We start from the raw sequence: 19632 nt of genomic DNA, 5'->3' as shown, positions 1-19632 counted from the left end.
TGTTATGGGACAAAACCACTTATCCTCCCAAGGGGTAAATCCCACAACCTCCAAAGTAATGTACCTGATTATATTTTTATGGAAACATCGGTTAAAATGCCTCCTTTCAATGTTCAGTTTTCATGGTAAATAAAATCGCGGTTTTATTTAGAAAAATCGCATAAAATCAAGGTTTCTGGCACTATGCGGATAACAAAAAAGACCCTGAGGGGCTGGAAATTCCAGTCCATCAAGGTCTAATCTTACGTTTGGACAAATTTATTTAGTTGGTTGGGCGATTTACCCTTTTACAGGATAGATCACTTCACCCTCTCACATAGAATTGACCTCGATTCATCTACATTATAAGTAGGTTTGTTTAAAAATGCAAGGTCTTTTCATTATTTATACTATGTTGAGTTATGCTCTTGCTTTTTTTCGCATTGCTAGTAATGCATCTCTTCCAGATAGTTTTGTTTTACTTGCAGTATTAGTTTTTGGTTTCTCAATATTTCCGAAATCCAATTCTGGTAAATTCTGTTCTTTTGCCATTTCAATGTTCCGCTGTCTTTCTTTCTGACCATCAATAGCCAGTTTGCCAAGCCGCTGCACATGATCCGTTGGGAAAGACATTCCGGAAACTGCTATTAGTGTGCATTTACCGCCCCATCCTTCAGAAATATTAAGCGGCTTTCCTACTTCTGCAACAATGGTATCAATATCAACATCGTTTTTGTCTTTGTGGATGACACCAATATTGTTACATACTCTATCCTTTTGAAGTGGTGCAAAGATATTATCAGTAAGCAGTTTTTCAATTCCATCTTTACAATATGAAATAATCATTGCACCGGGATCTGATAACATTTCCAATCGTTCACTTTCGTCAAAGTTGTTTGGCTCTCCCCACGAATCGTCTGTGAGAAAAGCATCCAACAGGGAAACAAACGTCTTATTGATCCACCGAAGATCTGTTCCCTCACAATTATTATTATCCAGAAAGAACGTTGCACCAATTCCATCCAATGACATAAGCTCCTGCACTGCCTGGTACGCATTTTTATGTTTATTGATTGCCTCGTTTTCTTTTGGAAGAACTGGAACTGTTACGATAATCTTATCCTCGCCATACACATCTTTAATGTATTGTGCCACAACTGCAGATAACCCAGAACCAGTAGAACCACCAACAGCATAAATCAAAATAACGATTCCCTGATCTATCTTTTCCAATGCTTCTGTAAACTCTACATTGTCACACAAACACTCCATAGCTCTCTCTCTGTGTCCACCGAATCCGTCATATCCATCCAGCTTATAAATTCCCTTCATATTTCCCAAAACCTTTAAATCCTGTTCACTGCCATTTGCAAACATAGTGGAATATCCCATATCAGCAAACAGTTTGGTGATTTTGCAACCACAGTTACCTAATCCGATAATCATTGTATTCTTCTTAATTTCCATATTTATAAATCTCCTTTAAGTGCGCTTTTACCTTTTTCAGCAATATAGTAGGAATCCGCATGATTATACACAATTCCCTTTTTTACATATTCAGTTTTCACAAGTTTTTGTAAATGTAAATAAACCGTTTTCCGGCTCTTATGAGCATTGACAAAATCTAAATATTCCATAATTTCCACAATCGTAATTCCGTCTGTCGGTTTATCCAGTGTTATCACAGCTTCTTCATCCACAACTTTGAACGCCGTAAGAATCTGAAAGTCTGTTCTATCAATTTCAAACATATATCCCTCATTCCTCATTGACCGTCTCGCAGCTATCAATGAATGTTTCGTATTCTTTTCGCCAATCAGAAACAGATTTGAACGCCGTTTCCTTGTCCTGTGGGACTTTTCCATCTTTAAATCTTTTCGCCCACTCTTCATAATACTCATTCAATGTATCTTCTGCCTCTTTCAGCTCTTCTTTGTAATCTTCACCGTCAGCAATCCACTCTTTGTACAATTCAGCATCTTCAAAAACACTAAGAAAGTAATCAATTTCAAAACTTCCTATTAAATAATGAAGAAATGTATCTTCGTTGTATATACCGTACCAACAGCGGTCATAGTATGAATTTGCCCGATCTACTTCGTCTGATCCATTCCGGCAATAATTGCTTGCCACAAGATCCCCGATAAAACCAGTAAGTAATGTTGATAAATCAATGCCATCTGCTGCTACTTTATACAGAATACTTTTCAGATCTTCTTCATAAAGTTCCAGTGACACATTGACTTTTCGTTTTTCCATAGCAATCCCCTTTCTTTTTGTTGCCTCCTGAAGATTGCCAGTATATAATATAGAAGCAATCTCCAAGAGGTTGTGTAGCGGCTCCCACCATTCAGTTTCTCAGGCTATCTGGTGGGGGCTGTCTTTGTGTTGATCACGATTTACTCTGTGAGTGAAATATATATCACAGGTTGCCGGAGCATTGTAAATAGTCGTAATCATATAGTTTTTCATGGAAGAAATTTCACCTGTGAAGTCCTGGAATACTAACTTGATGTATTCCAGATGCTTATAGCGTACCTTTCTGAATCGTTCTTTTACCGTTTCCGCTGATAAATCTAGCTGATTGATTTTTAAGGTCGCATTGTCTGGCAGATTTAAGACCTCCACCATAATCAATACAATGTTCTCAATAAAATCATCGTGCATTTGCGGTTCATATCCAATCTGTTCCATCACATCTTTTTCTGTGATATGGATATGATTTGATAAACTATTATTTTGTTGAGCATTATTCCTTAAAGTATTATTTATATGTACCCCATCTGCAATATTATCTTTTTCCGATATGCTCCCTTTACCGGTGTTTAGAAATGGGACAACGGGTAAATCCGGTGTTCCATTTTGGGGTATCGGCTTTTTATCCAGAAGCTCATACTCGTAGTAAAACTGCTTCTTTTCATCTTGTAGTCTATACTGTACAAGATAACCACTTGTTTTAAGCTCGTTCCATGCCGAATCAAACGCTTTACGTCCTTCAGCACAACATGACATTAAAAATCCCTTATATAGAGTGAAATTTTCCAGTGTCACATATGATTGAATCAAGGAATATAACCCTTTTGCCTTGAGAGATATGCTATTATCACGCAATATTTCATTTGACACCATAGAAAAATTCACTCTTTTCTTGCGGAATTTTCCTCCGCTTACTCCATCCACCCTTTCACCTCCTGATTATGTATAATCTAATTATTCGTCTTTTAAGACTTAATATTAGATTTAACACTATAATAATACGACTTTATGAAAATGTCAATGGAAAGAATCTATTTTCTCGACTTTTTACAATATGAATTTGACTTTTCAATCTATGTTGATTATAATAGCGTTAAGGAAAAAGGGGGATTTAGGATGTTCCAATATTACAGACTGTTTGATTATATGCGAAAAAATGATATCCGCCAGAAAGATTTATTAGATAAGAAGATCATCAGCAACGGTACATTGCAGAAATTACGAAACAACGAAAATGTCAATACCTCAGTTCTTGCAGCTTTGTGTGATTACTTGAAATGTGATATCACAGACATTATGGAGTATGTACAACCAAACGAAAAAGAACAATAAAAAAGGATAGTGTGACTAAGCTCTATCCTCTTTTTTACTCTTGTATGCTATTTTGAAAATTACTCTAACCTTACTGAGAACGTTGCTGTTCCAGTATAAGATCCGGCTCTTGCTCCTGAACCCATCTGAGCATTCATTGTAACCGAAGATGTGGTTTCTCCGTTCTTAAAAGTTCCAACAAGTCCTTGCTTACCTTTATCATCACTACATCTCAATTCCAGGCTACAAGTGTCGCCTCGTTCGTTTGTCATCTCTACCGAACTATTTTCGACATACACGTTTACAGACTGGTTATCCAGAATGTTTATAGAGTCTGCTGTAAATACATATCCAGATTCTACAATGTTATTGATCCGAAGTGGGATTTTTACCATATAAGTCGAATTTTGGAAATATGATAGCTCCGTGTCAGCCGTTCCTCCTTCGAACTCAGACATATATGAAAAGTTATCATCTGTCATTGCAGCATTTACAGTAACAGGCGTTACCATCATACACGCTGCCATCATTAAAGAAAAACATCTCTTTTTCATGTTTGTTTATCCTCCATCTGCAATTTAAACTCTACTTTCACTGCATTGCACTTTGTTCCATCGGCAAGAAAACATTCTACCAGCAATGCTCCGTCATATGTTCCGGATGTCAGAGTTTTTGAAAAGTCAATCTCATAATATCCTCTTCCCGGCTCTAAATATCCGTTATTGCTCCAGAGCATCTCATTATCCGCATACAATGTCATTCGCATCAAGCAAGAATTTTCCGCTGGGTTGTAAAAGTTTACTTTTTGCTTTGTTTGGTTGGCGTAGCATACAAGGGAATCGAACCCTGGAACAATAACTTCCTCATTTCTCCCAGCCTGTGGCAATTCTTGATTTCCGTTCCATTCTTCCGCATCCTGATCTGGGATCAAAAAAGATAAAGGATTGGGAACACTCCCATCATCACACAGTATAGGAAATATAAGAACGCCAACAAACAGCAAAAGTAGCAATAAAATCATATATTTTGATTTCTTTTTCAACTTTGATGCACCTCCGAAGTGCATTTTAGTCCTTTAATTCCCCAAAGTCATTGCAAGATGGGTGTGTATTGCAATTTTTCCACCGCCAGACAGTTGAATTGTCAGCCACATAATAATTGCATTTTCCATCCAATATATCCTCTATCACCTTTTTACTATATTGTTTCTCCGGAATGATACAGTCTGGAATTTCCGTATGTAGTTTTTGACAATTATCACATCGGAAACGCCGCAATCTAAATATGTATTTTTCTCCTGACTCATTCAGAACAGCTCTTTGCTTTGAATCTCGTACTCTCATTTTACCGCCACAGTCCGGACAATAATTATTACTTTTGGATTTTATGGCATAATACTTTTTTTAAAAACAATTTCGTATTCAGTTTGAATAATCAATAATAAATCCTCCAATGAAAAAAGAGCCTGTAACCACCAGACTCTCCTTATTGTTTTCTCTTGCCTTTCATTGACTCAACGATAGTTTGGAGTGATTTTATTTCTTCTTTGGACAATCCAGATACATCAATTGTATCTGGCGTACTGCGCTTTACTCCTAACAAAAAATCTGTTGAAACATCAAATATCTCTGCAAATCTTTTTAAGACATCCGGACTTGGCGCACGATCTTTATGTTCGTAAAATGACACAACGGATTTTGTAATATTAGCTTTTTCTGCTAACTCTGCCTGTGTATATCCGCACTTACGGCGCAGCTCACGCAAACGTTCCCCAAATTCCATAATATCTAACTCCTTCAAAAATTCCACAATTTCATTACTTTGTATTGATTATATCAAACCACCATCATATAATATGAACTATATATGTCAACTAAATACTATATTAGTGGAATTATGGAGGGAAACATATGTTAAGGAAGAAAGCAATCGCTATATTATGTGCATGTGGTTTTTCTACATTATTTGCAGTCAGCGTATATGCAGATAACGATATCACTGTGACAAAAGGCACGTATAATGGTTTGTCATGCGGAACAAACTACAAGGAATTTTCTTTTACTGCCAAAAATAACACTTCGGAAACAATTAACAACTTAACATTGAATATCAATTTCCTGGATTCAGATGGAAACATTATTGGTTCTACACATCCGCAAGAATCTACTCGTGTTAAGCCTGAGCAAGGTATTACAATTTCTGCTTTAACTGATAGTGCTGACGGTGCAGCTTCGTGTGTAGTAGATGGATATAGTTTTTACTGCAATGACGAATATATAAGCGGATATGTTGATGATGCCCCTGTACTGGATTTATCTGGAACTCCTGATTCAGAAGATACATCTGCCACAGAAGAAAGTAAACCGACAGAAAGCAATAAAAACGAAAATACTAATACCGAAACTGAAACCTATTCAACTGAAGATTTAACCGATGAAGAAAAACACTTCCTTGCATTATTCAAAGACTGTTACGATACATATAAAAAGGAGGGGCTTGGTGCAAAACTGTATTATGCAGAGTTGGAAGATATTTACCAGGCAAATCCCGACAATGAAATGATGAAAAACCTTTACTACTTCTGCAGTGCTTGCGGTTATTACTATCTTGCCGATGTAATGGATGATGCGAGCGATAAAGAAGCCGGAAACAAGGAGGCTGCTAAAATTGATCCAAAGTATAACGGTGCATACTCAAAAGAAATCATTCAGTTTGCCAAAGATTTACTTGGCGATGATTATGCCACACTCGCAGAAAGTGCAACCAAAGAACAAGAGAATTATGATAATCTTACAATGCAGGACAAAATAGATATCTTAACTACAATTCAAAACAGTACAAAAGATACCGATGAATTGTGGGCTGAACTTGCGAAAAAATACGGCATCTCTGAAGAACAGGTGTCCCAGATCAACATAGACACTGATGTTATCACTGCCGCTGGAAACCAAAGAAAAGAAGCCGCAAAAAAGGAATCTGACTCACTGCAATATGATGCCACTCTGTCCTATGGCACTGGTGATGTAATTGTTGCAAGTTCTGTTGATAACTTGGATTCTTATTTATCGTATCTGTCAAAAGATGATAAAGACTCTATCTGGGCGCAACTACTGAACGGCGATGTTGCCTATGTTGAATCTGGCACAAAAGTAAATATCATTCAAAATAAATTTGCCACTACAAAAGTCCGCATCCTGGAAGGAACATATAAAGGTAGCGAAGTATGGACAATTTGCGAAGCTGTTCATAAGAAATAATCCCATTTTATACGATTACATTATAATAAGAAGAAAGTCTCAGCAAACTGGGGCTTTTTTCTGTTCGGAGAGGGAAATGGTGTGGGAGATTTAGATAGACCTCGATAGCGATTCAGACACCCCCGATACTGCCCGAAAATGTAAACTATCCCCCGGTCACTGCCTCACACCGGGGCGGCTGTACTCTCTCCCACCCAGATAGAGAAAGTTGGTGAAAAAAGTACTCAGACACAAAATAAAGTGGATCTTTCCGGTGATTTACTCCAAAAATGAAAAGCCGGGATCTGTTCCCCCATCAGCCAAAATAGAAAGAACCTTTAACCATTGCGCCCCCATTCATCACGACAAGCCAGTATCACGTTATAGCCAGTATTGCAGCACAAAAAATTCCCTCTTACATAGATTCTATTGATTGATCTATTTAAGAGGGATTTCTATTGTTTTGATGTCTGGTTGCTTATTTTAAAAATCTGTGTTTGCTCAATGCTGTCTCAATATCTTTTGATGATACACCAATATAACGTTGTGTGACCGCCGGGGAACTGTGCTGCAACAACTGTTGCACAAGAATAATATTATAATCGTTGTTCTGGTAAACTTGCGTTGCAAAAAACTTTCTGAAGCTGTGCGTGCTGATATTGTCCAGGTCTAACCAATCCGTCACAATTTTCAACTGCTTCTGCACTGCCCTTTCTGTAATTGGAAAAATAACATCATTATCTTTGATCCCATTTTCCAAACAATAAATTTTAATATACTGGTAAATTTCAAACGGAACTGTAAAATTTCTGCTTTTCTTTGTTTTCTGCTCAATTATGTTTAATCGGTATCTGCTGCCCTCTTTTACGATGTCTGATAGTTTCAGGTTTAATATATCGGAGATTCTGATTCCCAAGTTTGCTTCTATAATGAGCGCAGTAGCTATGCGGTCGTTTGGTCTGCACCCACTAAACCCAGTCCGCATTGTATCAATAATCAAATTGTATTCCTCAACTGTTAATGCTCTTGTCTTTTTATTTGCCATTGCAGCACACCTCTTTCTCATATGATTCGATCAAAAAGTTCGTATTTCTTAATATGAAAAGTTCGTATATTTTCCACCACAAAATAAAGCCCTTGCAAACACTGATTTTTACTGTTCGTAATAGTATAATTATACGAACTCTTTACCTAAAACGAAAGGGGCTGTATCTCGCCCCTTATATCATTCTTATGCCGTAACACAAAATACTGTATTCGCTTCTTTTACCACATCCGAACCGTATTTGATTCTGATGTCTGCCATTGTAGTTTTTCCATGTGATCTGGTAACTTCTTCTGGATTGTGCCAGTACCAAGCTTTTTTCTTGGAAGCCCAGTGAAAACCATTTCCCTTCAGTTCGTCTTTACAAGCATATGTATTGCTGCCTGTCACCCAGATCCAGGAGCCGCACACTTCTATTTCAATGTTCAGATGAATGATTACATTTATAATATCTCTGATCATTGCATCTTCTTCCTTATTATATTTCTTTCCGTTGGTTGGTGTGTCTGCATTTTCCAGCACCTTAAAACACATTTCATATTCAATATTGATAACTTTCATTTCTTCAGCAGATCCGCCCACATCTGGGTGATTGGCTTTTGCTAATCTTCTGTACTCTTTTCTTAATTCCTCTAATGTAGAAATGTTTACGAAATACTTCATTGTGTTTTCCTCCCGATCTCTTTTGATTTCTTATCTTGATATTTAATATATCACGAATATCGGTGATAGTCTATTGACAGAATACACAAATATCACGAATATCGGTGACTATATTTGTCACTTATTCCGGTGATATTTTTATTGACTGTCACGAATATCGGTGATATACTTAAATCAGTTCAAAGGAACAGCACAACAGCGAAGGGTGAAAACGAAGTGATCGCAAGATGTACCGGAGACACCAACGTAATACCGGGCAAGGGTAAGGGGATAATGAGACGGTCAAAAACCTTAGATAGCTTTAAGACCTGCCGGAGCTGCTGCCGCACTTCCTATAATAAGACAAGAAATTTAGGAGGGTAAAATATATGTGTACAAATATGAAAGAGTTACAAACAATCTCAGAAAGAATTTACGAACTGGAACAGAAGAAAGCAAAAAAGAAAAGAGAAATGGACGAGCTGGAAAAAGAGATCAAGGCTCTGAAAAGTGAAACTTCTTCTTATATGAAGAAACGCCAGAAAAGCGAATTAACAGTTGCCGGATTAACAATTCTTTTTACCGCTTTTGTAAGATCCTCATTTGATAAAGAAGCCTTTATCTCCGGAGAACAGGACGGTGAAGAAAAGTATAAAAAGTATTTAAAGAATACTCCAGTTGAACGAGTAACCGTAAAAGTTGCAGAAAGTAAGTAGTCGTTGCGGCGACAATAAACAGGACTTTAAACCGCAAGCGTTCCCACTCTTACAGGGTGGGAGGTAGTCAAAAAGGAGGGCTAAAACATGAATGATACTCTTTTAACCTATGATCAGTGGTGTGCCAGATTCAAGAAACACGCCAAGAGATACATTAAAAGAAAAGTTATACAGGTATTGCAGTATCTTTTCGCTGCTGCAATACTAGCGTTACCGTTCTGGATGTTTCTGGATTGGTTACTTAGAGGCTATTGATTTTATCTCTTGAAAGTTTAGCACATATGAAAGGGGCTTATGACTATGAATTTTTTAGCAACATACACAGAAGATCACAACGAATATTGCGGAACCGTAAATCTCAGTGTTGACGATGTTATTAAAACAGCCAACGAAGAAAAGAACATCATTCTCAAAGACAACGCTACAGGAATTATCCTCAATGATCTTTTGGGCGAAAACGTAGAACCCGGAAAAACCTTTACTCTCTGGATTTATCCAAACAATAACGTTTTTATAAATAAGTCCAATACAGATATTGAGCATGTAAAACCATTCAATATTTCAGCATCAGAGATTGAAGCACTCACGGCATTCTCAGATGTCATTCACAAATACAATCAGGGCTAAGTGGTTTTAGGACGGTTCGATTCCGTCCAGTCCTTTGTAAAAAATAACAGGAGGGGTTGCACATGAAATTTCTCTACTATGATGTAAACGAAAGCTGCGAAATTGTGGAATCTATCGCAAATCTCAGTATTGCGGATATCCTCAAAGTCGCACACAAGGGCAAAGTTGAAAATGCTGGTACTGAAATCGGCATCCGGATCAACACACTGCTGCCACTGACTGCCGAAAATCACAACAAAATAACAGTCTGGATCAATGTATTGGATGAAACGGTATCAGTTACAAGACATAGTTTTGATCCAATTATGGATATCTGGTGCGATGAGGATATGGAAAAGTTGGAAATATCCAATTCAGAAATTGAAACACTTTTGACATTTGAGGATGAATATTTCAGAGCAAATTTTCTTTGAAATAATATTTTTGCTGTCCTATCGGCATTACGGGGAAAGGATTTAGGTTGGCAGTGCTACACTACACATAAATGGCTTAAAACAAATGTGTAATGTTCTTACCAACCGTACTACCAATAGTTGTGCTTTTAGGGAATTGTACTCTCCCCTGAAGCACAAAACCAGGTTGTCAAGTTGGGTGATTCATGCAGTTCGATTCTGCACAACCTGTCTCTTGCAAGAAATAAATCCTCTACGAAACTATATTGTATTGATTCCCGATTACTGGGAGAAAGGAGAAACATGGCAAAGAAAGTAACAAAAGCTATGAGAGAAGATTTTAAACGTTGCGAAGAGCTTGCCAATAAAATCATGGATGAATACGGTGTTAAAATTCCATTTCTTACATGGGCAAGCATGACTTACGATGAATTATTGGATCTTGAAAAAGAGTTAAAAAACGGTAAATAAACCGCTTTGCTGACCTATCGGCTATACGGGGGCTATACAGAACACTTATTCTAATCCCTGGGGTCTGGTACACCCCGTCCCACCCATTCTTCCGTTATGTAGTGACTTAACGTGAGTAAAACTTTGGACTCTCCAATTATACACCGGATGAGATCGGCGAAAATAGGTGTTCTGTATATCTACAAAAAAATAGTAATGGCAATATAAGGAGAATAAGACAATGGTATCAGTTACAGTACACGCAAAAAGAAGATTAAAAGAACGTTGTGGAGTATCAAAAAAACTCCGCTATGGATATGGCAGAAAGAGCATTCGACAAAGGCATTTCTTTTGAAAATGCAAGTGCAGATCTCAAAAAATATATCTCTAGTGTATATATTCGACATGAAAAAATCGGTGATAATATTCGAATTTATGGCAACATGGTTTATATTTTTGACAATCGCACATTGATTACAGTATATCCCATCCCAGAAAACTTATTAAATGAGATGGAGCGCATTGCAACATGTATTGATGATGCAGCAGATAAAGCATATCAGGAGTACACTACACCTCAAAATACATGCACACCACCAAAGAAAGTTATTAGTGAGTTTGATGCTACTACTCTGGCAAGAAAGTTATTTTCTGAAAAAGTTCATGCTCCATATAAATACTCAGTAAAAAATGACCATATTGGAAAATTTCTTTTATTAAGTTTTAAGTCACCTGCTATGGCACAAGAACACAGCGACATAATCAAAAAAATCAAAAACGAATCTGGCTGGAGAATAAAGGTAAACGAACATTATAATACCGCTTTGCTGCAAACTGAATTTTTAATGTTACTAATGCGAAATGGTATTGATTATGTAAAACCTGCATCTTTTTCACCTACTAATACCGTAACTATTTACATAAAAGAATATCTTCCGGTATGTGAAACTTTAAAACAGCAAATTGAGAACACATACGGTATAATCGTAAATTATGCAATTTGCTAATCTTTTCTTTACAACTATATAACCAATGAAAGAGGTATGAAACTATGAATAATGAAAAAGGAACTGGGCTTACAACCGGTAAAATGATCGTCATTATTGCAATGGATTTAATTGTTATCGTGCTGAATATTTTGAATCTTTGCACAAAATTCTGCAAGCTGTACGAGGTAAAACATTATGATGAACATTGAAGCATTACGCCGTAAGGCGAGAAAACAGGGGTTATTTATCCGAAAAAGTCCGAATCAAATTACTGGCGGTTACATGATTGTAGACGGGAACAATATCATTCAAGCTGGCGAACATCTGGGATTACCCCTTGCAGAAGTCGAAAAGTATCTTAAAGAATAATATTAAGGGTGGCGTAACTGCTGCCCTTTCATTTTCTCATTTAAGTAGAATAAAATAAATATCTGCACATATATTGATTTTGTGGAATAAATATTGTATCATATCACTATAAACAGTGATTAAAGGAGCGTATTCAAATGTTTGATAGCAAAGAACTATTTAACAGAATGACCTCTGCCGGAATTACGGCATATAAATGCAAAATTGATCCTAACTTGAAAGGGATTTCACAAAGTACCATTACTCGATTAAAAAAAGGTGAAGATAACATATCTATAAGTAGCATTGAAGCGATTGCAAAAGCTATGAATATGCAACCTTTAGAACTATTACAGGGTATATGGTCTATTGATTTATCCGAAACCACAAATAAGCCAGATGATTCAATTACAGAGTAAACCGAGAAAGGTTTGCTCTTTTTTATTTCGGATGTAGATAATAATAATTGCCAGCACACATTTAAGCCAACCAAAGGAAAAACAAAAATATAAAAGGAGTGCCATAAATGACCGCCTTAATCATCCTCATCGCCCTAATCGTCATAATCGCCGATGAACTGAATACTCGCAAGAAACGGCGCAACAATCAGGCAGCAGCTCAGAAACGTGTCAATGAGTTTAACGCCTATATGCAGAAATTGAAAGATATCCAGGAAAAGGATCATAGAGAACTCTGATTCTGTAGTTTTTGTAACAATTCCAGTGTCTACTAATTCTTCGAGTTCAGGAATCATTTCTGCAAGTAGTTTGTAGTTCTGAAGGGTGTCAACTGATATTCCCATTAGTGTTGCAAGATCTGATTGAGAGGATGCCGAATTATTCGGCAAGCTGCTATATTGATTATTGCCCTTTTCAATTCCATAAATTCTCTTTAGTTCCTTGATTCTCAGCCCTACCTTCTTCGCAGATCCTCCAACGTCTCCACGCTGCCGAATATGAGGAAATAGCAGAAAATCGCACAATATCAGTTCTTTTTTCTTTTGCTGGTTGGTAAAGTGCCAGCCGATATATAATAAGAATGATGTAGGATCTGGCACGATATCGCAACCAGAATAAGAAAAGTTAATAGGTTGAACATAATAATGGATTGTTGCTCTCTCCCACTTCTGATATCATTATAGATTATCTTACAGGAGGATTTCCATATGATTGAAATAACAAGCCCCAATTTTGGCACGTTACAAATAATAGGCGAAAATGAACATACTGCTGCCAACCTGCTCAAGGAAGAATTATCCGGTGCAAACAAAGCCCAGGAGATCCTAGTAATTTCCGAATACCAGAAGCGTTATAACGTGGTGATTTATCCGACTAATTCTCATGTTGCAGATAAAGACCGGATTGTGCATAGTTTGTTGTAAATACGGCATCTAGCTTTTTTCCTTGCTACCGGACGTTTACCATTTATACAAAGAAAAATTAGAAGCATATCATTTTATCGCTAAAAAGGCTTCTTTTGCCCTTTTATATCGTTCAAATTTATCGTCCCATTCACCCTTATTCTTTGCTTTTTTTAATACCTCTAAAAGAGTACAATCATCGAAAAAAACGATTTTTTTGTCGGTATAATATTCTTTACAGTAATATCTAAATAACTGGGTTACACCATCTTCACATTTTTCTGTTTCAAATCCAGGGTGAAACTTATTGACTACTTTTTCTAAGTCATCACGTAAATATAACATGTCTTGCGGAGCTTCAACATCTACAAGCTCCCCATCAATATAAATGGGTACAGGAGTGGGATCTATTCCACTTTTCTTCAATTTATAATAAAAATAAGAGTATAGGCTTTCTGCACAAACACACTCATATTTGTAACAGCATACTTCCTGATAAGCCGAGAGAAGCTCATCAACAGCAGGACGTTCCTTACGTTTGAGATATTTCATGCTATAATCTTTAGTGTATTCCGTTAGTTTTCTATACTTCTCCCATGTAGCTGGTGTACTTTCAAGCAAATGTCGAACTGGATAAAGCACTGATGCTCTTAAATTATTCCTATTACCTCTCGAAAAGTAAATAGCTGATATTATCCATGATACAATCCCTGACATTATCACAGATATCATTGTAAAAATATTAGCATTTATATTTTTAGGAGCAAAAATCCATTTTATATATTCAATCATAAACTTCCCTCATCCCTGATACATTTCTACAGATTTTTGGTAATTTAACAGCTTTTCACTTGAGACCTATACCTAGAAATGGTATAATTTACTCGTATAATTGAACAGAAGCCGGATGCAAGTTTCGTCTGAACGCCCTCCAATTTTACGAAAGGAGGGTGATGCCTTATGAACACAATGGAAGTTCTCACTTTATTGTTAGTAGTATTTACGGCACTGACTTACTTAGATAACCATAAAAAGAAATAAGCATCCCACTCTCCCAAAGTTAGATGCTTAAATCTTTCTGATTTCAAATTTAACCGAGGGTAATCGGAACTTGTTCCGATCATCTTCTAAGTAGATTATACATCAGGACTCTTGGATTTTCAAGAGTCCTTTTTGAGTTAGTACAAATCCTATTGTCTCCAATTTTTTTCAAAAAAGGGTTATTTTTTGTTCCGGATCAGTGATATAGGTGTTGTTCACTGTTTTCTGGTACTCTTTATATATATTAAATCGTTTATTAATATACGAAACTGGTACTATCGTATCAAAATCATTTTTCACGTAATACTCTTCCATCGTATCTAAACATAAACAAGCAAGTTGTCCATTCGGATAGCAAGCTCCACAATCAATACCAATTTTATCTTTATTTACATCATCATACCATATCTTATACGGAACGGACAGTTCGTGATCCTTAATAATTTTGATGTCACGTGTTGTCGTATGTCCGAACACAACTGTCAACGACTCACTACATTCCACTTTGTTTAGAAAAAATTCTTGTCGTATATCCAATTTATATTCATGGGAAAATTTTTCTTTCGTCTCGTTATATCCGCCATGCACTAACATAAATTTCTTTCCATCAACAGTACATTCTACACCTAATGGCATGGACGCTATATATTTCTTTAACATATTAAGATCTTTTAAATTCATTTTATTTAAATGATCCAAAGTCATTCCACCATTTTGCACGCCAAACAAATTAAAACATCTTTGCAGATCAACCGTCATAGTAATTAATCGTGTTTTGCTATAAATATTAAAAAGTCCTAAAAATAATTCTGATGGAAATTTGAGTATATTATACAAGTTATAATCATTTCTTTTAAATTTTCCCGATTGATTGCCACTTGTTTTTTCATATATAACATATTTCCTAAATTCTTCTTTAGGCGTATATAGTTCTAAAAGTCTAAGCAAATTATCTTCGTGATTCCCTCTTATCGGGATGCAAATTCCTTTTTTCTGTAGTTTTATAACTTCTGAAAGAACTGATAAATCTCCCCCACGATCTATCATATCACCCAATATAAATAAAGTATCATCAGAATTTAAGTTAATCTTATCCAACATTTTATCGAATAAATCTTTTCTACCATGAATATCACTCATAACATAAATCATTTATCACATCTCCTTTTTCATCTGTAAGTAAAATTTTCCCCTTATTTCTATGTACAAATATTACTCTCGCATCCCTTATATTAACTTCTCCCTTAATCATAAATTCGTTATTAACTGGAACATAATATAAATTGCCTATATATTTTTTTGGATCTATAACGAAAATCACACCATCACTGTTTAATCTACTATCAATATTTTTTTTACTGATTATTGTCTTTTTACTATTACTGATTCCGTTTGCGTCTGCACGAGGATAATCTATTGCATAATCCAATACATATGATAAATCTGCACTAAAGAAACAATATCCAGCCTGCATCTTATTATATTTTTCTCTATACCCTTCTTCGGCCTGTATATAGGTATCACGTTTTACCCCCAAATTATTAGTCGGAACTAAATAACCATCTTCAATTATTGATTTATACGCTTCTAAACTCGTCCCATGATAAAGGTTTATTTGTCCATTTACTGATTTTATATTTATCGGTTGTAAGCATTCAATACTTTTATCAATATCATCAGCTATTACGAGGAATGGCTTCTCGAAATAATATTGATCTATAATCATACTAATTATGTTAAAAAAATATAAATGTTTCTCACAAAACATCTCTATATTTTCTTTCAATTTATTCCAAAACCCAACTTCTTTTATAATCATTTTTAAACTCTGAAGAAGAAAATATCCGCAAACTTGTCTATGGAAAAATCCCTCTGCACTCGTGGGGGCTTGATCATACATTCGTTCAATGTATTCATAAAAAGCCATCTCTATATCAGGATAATATTTTTTTAATATTTTTAATTCTCCACCTAAATAAACAGCAAAATCCTTTATTGCTGGTTCAATATCATCTAATGTATTCTTTTTAACCTCTTCACTAAGTTTATTGTTCTCTCTTGTATATTTTTTCAAAAAATTTATGATTTGTGGATAATATTTCTCTAATTCTCCCATATTTTCCTCCATATTCTATAGTGAAACAAAAGTATTAACTCAATACTTTTATTTGTATATATTGACAAACACACCTCTATGTCTGAAATGCACTCTCAATACTCTTTTGATATAGCAAAATACGGCGGTTATCGTATTTTCTCGAACTGCACCTCGAACTTTTTTATGCACTTTCTCACATAATTTGTTGTTTTACAATTCCCAGAAAGACCATAACTACCGTATTTTCATGCATTGCATTTTTATATAATCCTGTCTATAATCACGATATTTCCAATATTTACTGAAAAAAGTTGTTCGAGCTGATTTTTTACGTTAGAAAAAGAGAAATTACTTCTTTTTCCACCCTTTTTCCACCCCCCAGAAATTAATCCGCATCCCTCAAACGCACAATCCTTATATCTATCGTAACTGTTTTTCTGTTTTCGCTCTCGATAGTTGGTTTATAATACTGATACTTTCCCCGGATCTTGTCCGGAATCTTCTTTTTCTCATTTGCAAAAGCCCCTAAAAATTCATACGGCGAAACTCCGTAGTATTCTGCTGCCGATACAAAATCCATCTTAACCCACGTATTATTTTTTCTAACTGCAATTTCAGCAAGTGAATCAATCGCTTTATGTAATTTTCTAGGCACATGCATAAGGTTACTGGCATGATTAATCCAGCCTATATCATGTTCTCGATCAACGGAATGGATATGATGTGCTTCTAATTTATCTCCTAGCTTAGTCCACTCCGGAATAGGACAAAATGCTTCGGCAACCAACACGTGAACATAGTACATATGTTTTACTTTTTTCCCTCGCATATATTGCGGCAATGTTAATCGGTGATAACCCTTTTGAAAAACTGTCTTTAAAATTCTAGCTTTCCCTCTTCTTTTAGAGATAATCCGGGCATAGTTACTTACCCAGATAGCTGTCTCTCCCTTCACATGTCGAAATTCTTCGTCAGTGGCAATTTTCCCACCGATAGCTTCAATGTCCGCCTTGGTGAGATAGTTGCATCTTTTTTTCATTCAGCAAATATAAAGCTCCTATTAATCACCTGGTTCAAAAGTCTATTTAAGTTGTCACTTGCCCTGAACTTCACAACATAGTGATCTTTACTTTCGCTTTTTCCACCGGTAAATATATTATTTTGCATAATGCGACCTTTATGCTTAAACGTTCCAAATGTGCCAAAACCTCTCCACTTCACGCACAGGCCATCCAGCATACATTTTATGAGTTCACACTTTATCTCTAACACGATTTTTTCTGCTTCATCGTATGTAATCCCCATCGAACCACTTAAACGGCGTATAAACATTGCCTGTGTCAACGTTCTTTCTTTGTTTTCTGTAAATTTTCCCATCTTCGTTTCTCCCTCTTATTTATAATGTGATTTTTGTGCAATTCTGATCATAAATCACGTCCAGACACTTTCCATTTCCTTTTTAGCTTTATTGTACTTGTCATATTCAGTATTTATTTTTTTCAATTCATCGGGTGATAAATTTGATTTATTGCGTTCTGCTTCCAAACGTTCCACCTCTTGCAAGATTGGACAATATAAATTTGCTTGTAAACTTGTGAGCCGTTTACCATATCCATCCGGACTTAATGGAGAATCATTAATATACTGGCGAACCTGTCGGCATCTTACCTCAAATTCATCTTCTTTAAGATCTGAATGAAAACTCATAATCTCATTATAAGAATCGCTTTCCTTCAAATTATTAATTTCAAGTATGCGTTCTTTGCATTCTTCTGGCGTACCAAAATCTGTATCATTTAATCCAACAAAAGATTTGATTAACTTAACGCCTTTTGGCGTAAGCGAGCGACTCAAACGAATAAGAACATCTTTTGCATATTCTTTTGGCTCTGGATGTTCTAACAGTGCATTATATAGTGCTATAATATACTTTTTCATTAGCGGCTCTTTGTCAAGATCAACATTGAAATGTTTTCTGGCAAAATTCTTAACTGGAATCAAATCTTTATCGTCAATAATATTCTCTGCAGGGTTTTCAATCGGGAAAGCCATTTTGCAATATGGCTTTCCTATATTGTATTTTTCTATTGCTTGAATGATTTCTTGACCTTCTGAACACGCCAACACATTGTATATTATTTCATTTTTCTTTCTGCTTTCATAATCCGTCATAAAATTAGCCCGCTGAATATTTCCAAATATATCCAAAAATATGCTACATAATATAATTTTTTGATCACTACGAAACCACGGAACAAAGTTCTTTTCCGAACATATAGGATCACAATCTGCACTCTTATATAAAACCTTTGTTGGCTTATACGAAGCTGTAAAGTTATCTGCATAATTTAGATTGATAGCACGACCAACTTTGTAAGGAACATCACCAGCTCTATTTTTGCAAATAGTTGCATAATCTCGTAAATTATCATAATACCATTCATAACGTTTCTGGCACTCTTCTTTCGTTCCGTGGTATCGGTCACAACTAACAGAGATATTTATATTATTTTTTGCCTCTACTTCAACAATGGTTTGAATGTATTTATTATATTCACGAATGACGTTTATAACATCATCGTTCTGAATTGTCGCATTTGTTGTGATCTGTATTCCACCCAACACGATATTATTTTTCTTTATAACATCCAGAATATAAAGCATCGCATCAATGCTCAAAAATGGTTCTCCCCCAGTAAAATTAAGGGCATAAATGTAATCAACTGTATCAAAGCAAGCATCAATTACCTCATTAGAAATACACATGTTTTGCGATTCTCCACAATAACAGTGCGAACACTGTAGATTACACTTTCTAGTTAATTCTATTGTTAAATTTGAAAATGTTATTTTTTCCATAGTTCATCCTCTTTCTTTTATTTGAATATAGCTCCCCAAATTTTACCTGGGATAGAATTAGCAAATGCCATTGCATCTGCCACTTGACATGGTGTTGCCATAGTATCACCTCTCTTTTAATTCAACTCACTGTAATTTCTACACGAATCTGACCACAAATCACACCCAGATTTTCAATTTTACCAATCATATATTTTAAATTCTGTGCCATATCAGTGTAGAAAATCCCATTCATACAATTTTATCTTCTCTGTTGGTTGTAGAGTACCAGCCGATACAATAA

At 35.7% G+C, this 19632-nt stretch carries 29 protein-coding genes; 12 read left to right on the top strand and 17 right to left on the bottom strand.

The window, feature by feature from the left end:
- Nucleotides 1-399 precede the first annotated feature (399 nt).
- The 4 genes from LIR34_RS11450 to LIR34_RS11435 form a co-directional block, all read right to left on the bottom strand.
- Nucleotides 400-1446, bottom strand: a complete 1047-nt coding sequence (locus LIR34_RS11450; protein WP_173902737.1) for a hypothetical protein — start codon at nucleotides 1444-1446, stop codon at nucleotides 400-402.
- Nucleotides 1447-1448: 2 nt separating this feature from the next.
- Nucleotides 1449-1730: a hypothetical protein gene (locus LIR34_RS11445; RefSeq protein ID WP_173902738.1), complete on the bottom strand. Its 282-nt coding sequence runs from the start codon at nucleotides 1728-1730 to the stop codon at nucleotides 1449-1451.
- A gap of 7 nt (nucleotides 1731-1737) precedes the next feature.
- Nucleotides 1738-2238 carry a hypothetical protein gene (locus LIR34_RS11440; RefSeq protein WP_173902739.1) on the bottom strand — a complete coding sequence of 167 codons (501 nt, stop codon included), beginning with the start codon at nucleotides 2236-2238 and terminating at the stop codon, nucleotides 1738-1740.
- A 99-nt stretch (nucleotides 2239-2337) separates the two neighbouring features.
- Nucleotides 2338-3159, bottom strand: a complete 822-nt coding sequence (locus LIR34_RS11435) for a DUF6017 domain-containing protein (protein ID WP_173902740.1) — start codon at nucleotides 3157-3159, stop codon at nucleotides 2338-2340.
- A 192-nt stretch (nucleotides 3160-3351) separates the two neighbouring features.
- Between LIR34_RS11435 and LIR34_RS11430 the strand changes: the two genes are divergently transcribed.
- Nucleotides 3352-3567, top strand: coding sequence for a helix-turn-helix domain-containing protein (locus tag LIR34_RS11430; RefSeq protein ID WP_173902741.1), 216 nt, complete (start codon nucleotides 3352-3354; stop codon nucleotides 3565-3567).
- A 59-nt stretch (nucleotides 3568-3626) separates the two neighbouring features.
- On the opposite strand, the gene LIR34_RS11425 is transcribed toward LIR34_RS11430, so the two are convergent.
- From LIR34_RS11425 to LIR34_RS11415, 4 genes are all read right to left on the bottom strand, one after another.
- The gene (locus LIR34_RS11425) at nucleotides 3627-4100 is read right to left on the bottom strand and encodes a hypothetical protein (protein WP_173902742.1); all 474 of its coding nucleotides are present in this window, start codon (nucleotides 4098-4100) and stop codon (nucleotides 3627-3629) included.
- Nucleotides 4097-4588 carry a hypothetical protein gene (locus LIR34_RS11420; RefSeq protein ID WP_173902743.1) on the bottom strand — a complete coding sequence of 164 codons (492 nt, stop codon included), beginning with the start codon at nucleotides 4586-4588 and terminating at the stop codon, nucleotides 4097-4099. Before LIR34_RS11420 ends, LIR34_RS11425 begins: the two co-directional genes overlap by 4 nt.
- A 25-nt stretch (nucleotides 4589-4613) precedes the next feature.
- Nucleotides 4614-4934, bottom strand: coding sequence for a DUF6431 domain-containing protein (locus LIR34_RS18120; protein WP_420314145.1), 321 nt, complete (start codon nucleotides 4932-4934; stop codon nucleotides 4614-4616).
- A 97-nt stretch (nucleotides 4935-5031) separates the two neighbouring features.
- On the bottom strand, nucleotides 5032-5328 hold the full coding sequence (locus LIR34_RS11415; RefSeq protein ID WP_173902744.1) for a helix-turn-helix domain-containing protein: 297 nt from the start codon (nucleotides 5326-5328) through the stop codon (nucleotides 5032-5034).
- Between the two features lie 128 nt (nucleotides 5329-5456).
- Here LIR34_RS11415 and LIR34_RS11410 point away from each other — a divergent pair, with 128 nt between their 5' ends.
- Complete coding sequence (locus LIR34_RS11410; RefSeq protein ID WP_173902745.1) at nucleotides 5457-6803, top strand: FxLYD domain-containing protein; 1347 nt, start codon at nucleotides 5457-5459, stop codon at nucleotides 6801-6803.
- Between the two features lie 457 nt (nucleotides 6804-7260).
- On the opposite strand, the gene LIR34_RS11405 is transcribed toward LIR34_RS11410, so the two are convergent.
- Together LIR34_RS11405 and LIR34_RS11400 are read right to left on the bottom strand one after the other, a co-directional pair.
- A complete protein-coding gene (locus LIR34_RS11405; RefSeq protein ID WP_173902746.1) occupies nucleotides 7261-7827 on the bottom strand; it encodes a tyrosine-type recombinase/integrase in 567 nt (188 codons plus the stop codon).
- Nucleotides 7828-8013: 186 nt separating this feature from the next.
- Complete coding sequence (locus tag LIR34_RS11400; protein WP_173902747.1) at nucleotides 8014-8490, bottom strand: J domain-containing protein; 477 nt, start codon at nucleotides 8488-8490, stop codon at nucleotides 8014-8016.
- Nucleotides 8491-8858: 368 nt separating this feature from the next.
- On the opposite strand from LIR34_RS11400, the gene LIR34_RS11395 reads away from it, so the two are divergent.
- The 9 genes from LIR34_RS11395 (at nucleotide 8859) to LIR34_RS11355 (ending at nucleotide 12410) form a co-directional block, all read left to right on the top strand.
- The gene (locus LIR34_RS11395) at nucleotides 8859-9185 is read left to right on the top strand and encodes a hypothetical protein (RefSeq protein WP_173902748.1); all 327 of its coding nucleotides are present in this window, start codon (nucleotides 8859-8861) and stop codon (nucleotides 9183-9185) included.
- 87 nt (nucleotides 9186-9272) lie between these two features.
- Nucleotides 9273-9440: a hypothetical protein gene (locus tag LIR34_RS11390; RefSeq protein WP_173902749.1), complete on the top strand. Its 168-nt coding sequence runs from the start codon at nucleotides 9273-9275 to the stop codon at nucleotides 9438-9440.
- 45 nt (nucleotides 9441-9485) lie between these two features.
- Nucleotides 9486-9812, top strand: coding sequence for a hypothetical protein (locus LIR34_RS11385; protein ID WP_173902750.1), 327 nt, complete (start codon nucleotides 9486-9488; stop codon nucleotides 9810-9812).
- Between the two features lie 62 nt (nucleotides 9813-9874).
- Nucleotides 9875-10225, top strand: a complete 351-nt coding sequence (locus LIR34_RS11380) for a hypothetical protein (RefSeq protein WP_173902751.1) — start codon at nucleotides 9875-9877, stop codon at nucleotides 10223-10225.
- Nucleotides 10226-10507: 282 nt separating this feature from the next.
- Complete coding sequence (locus LIR34_RS11375; RefSeq protein ID WP_173902752.1) at nucleotides 10508-10675, top strand: hypothetical protein; 168 nt, start codon at nucleotides 10508-10510, stop codon at nucleotides 10673-10675.
- 296 nt (nucleotides 10676-10971) lie between these two features.
- A complete protein-coding gene (locus LIR34_RS11370; RefSeq protein WP_265107725.1) occupies nucleotides 10972-11661 on the top strand; it encodes a hypothetical protein in 690 nt (229 codons plus the stop codon).
- Between the two features lie 44 nt (nucleotides 11662-11705).
- Nucleotides 11706-11852, top strand: a complete 147-nt coding sequence (locus tag LIR34_RS11365) for a hypothetical protein (protein ID WP_173902754.1) — start codon at nucleotides 11706-11708, stop codon at nucleotides 11850-11852.
- Nucleotides 11839-12012: a hypothetical protein gene (locus tag LIR34_RS11360; RefSeq protein ID WP_173902755.1), complete on the top strand. Its 174-nt coding sequence runs from the start codon at nucleotides 11839-11841 to the stop codon at nucleotides 12010-12012. Before LIR34_RS11365 ends, LIR34_RS11360 begins: the two co-directional genes overlap by 14 nt.
- 137 nt (nucleotides 12013-12149) lie before the next feature.
- The gene (locus tag LIR34_RS11355; RefSeq protein WP_173902756.1) at nucleotides 12150-12410 is read left to right on the top strand and encodes a helix-turn-helix domain-containing protein; all 261 of its coding nucleotides are present in this window, start codon (nucleotides 12150-12152) and stop codon (nucleotides 12408-12410) included.
- 134 nt (nucleotides 12411-12544) lie between these two features.
- Here the strand turns inward: LIR34_RS11355 and LIR34_RS11350 are convergent, their stop codons facing one another.
- On the bottom strand, nucleotides 12545-13048 hold the full coding sequence (locus tag LIR34_RS11350) for a hypothetical protein (protein WP_173902757.1): 504 nt from the start codon (nucleotides 13046-13048) through the stop codon (nucleotides 12545-12547).
- A gap of 108 nt (nucleotides 13049-13156) precedes the next feature.
- Between LIR34_RS11350 and LIR34_RS11345 the strand changes: the two genes are divergently transcribed.
- On the top strand, nucleotides 13157-13372 hold the full coding sequence (locus LIR34_RS11345) for a hypothetical protein (RefSeq protein ID WP_173902758.1): 216 nt from the start codon (nucleotides 13157-13159) through the stop codon (nucleotides 13370-13372).
- 69 nt (nucleotides 13373-13441) lie between these two features.
- Here LIR34_RS11345 and LIR34_RS11340 read toward each other — a convergent pair whose 3' ends face one another.
- From LIR34_RS11340 to LIR34_RS11315, 6 genes are all read right to left on the bottom strand, one after another.
- Nucleotides 13442-14143, bottom strand: a complete 702-nt coding sequence (locus LIR34_RS11340; protein WP_173902759.1) for a hypothetical protein — start codon at nucleotides 14141-14143, stop codon at nucleotides 13442-13444.
- Between the two features lie 417 nt (nucleotides 14144-14560).
- Nucleotides 14561-15532 (bottom strand): metallophosphoesterase, encoded by a 972-nt coding sequence (locus LIR34_RS11335; protein WP_173902760.1) that lies wholly within the window; start codon nucleotides 15530-15532, stop codon nucleotides 14561-14563.
- Nucleotides 15525-16508 (bottom strand): hypothetical protein, encoded by a 984-nt coding sequence (locus tag LIR34_RS11330; protein WP_173902761.1) that lies wholly within the window; start codon nucleotides 16506-16508, stop codon nucleotides 15525-15527. The genes LIR34_RS11335 and LIR34_RS11330 overlap by 8 nt, the downstream gene beginning before the upstream one ends.
- Nucleotides 16509-16875: 367 nt before the next feature.
- Complete coding sequence (locus tag LIR34_RS11325) at nucleotides 16876-17529, bottom strand: hypothetical protein (RefSeq protein ID WP_173902762.1); 654 nt, start codon at nucleotides 17527-17529, stop codon at nucleotides 16876-16878.
- Entirely contained in the window at nucleotides 17526-17867 is a 342-nt protein-coding gene (locus LIR34_RS11320; RefSeq protein WP_173902763.1) for an HU family DNA-binding protein, read from the bottom strand. The genes LIR34_RS11325 and LIR34_RS11320 overlap by 4 nt, the downstream gene beginning before the upstream one ends.
- A 54-nt stretch (nucleotides 17868-17921) precedes the next feature.
- Nucleotides 17922-19349 (bottom strand): radical SAM protein, encoded by a 1428-nt coding sequence (locus LIR34_RS11315; RefSeq protein ID WP_173902764.1) that lies wholly within the window; start codon nucleotides 19347-19349, stop codon nucleotides 17922-17924.
- Nucleotides 19350-19632: the final 283 nt, after the last annotated feature.

Origin of the sequence: Blautia sp. MSK17_66 (genome assembly GCF_020538025.1) — a bacterium.
In the GTDB taxonomy this organism is placed as follows: domain Bacteria; phylum Bacillota; class Clostridia; order Lachnospirales; family Lachnospiraceae; genus Blautia_A.
Note: the sequence above shows the minus strand (reverse complement) of the source record. Positions and strands in the feature narration are given on the sequence as shown.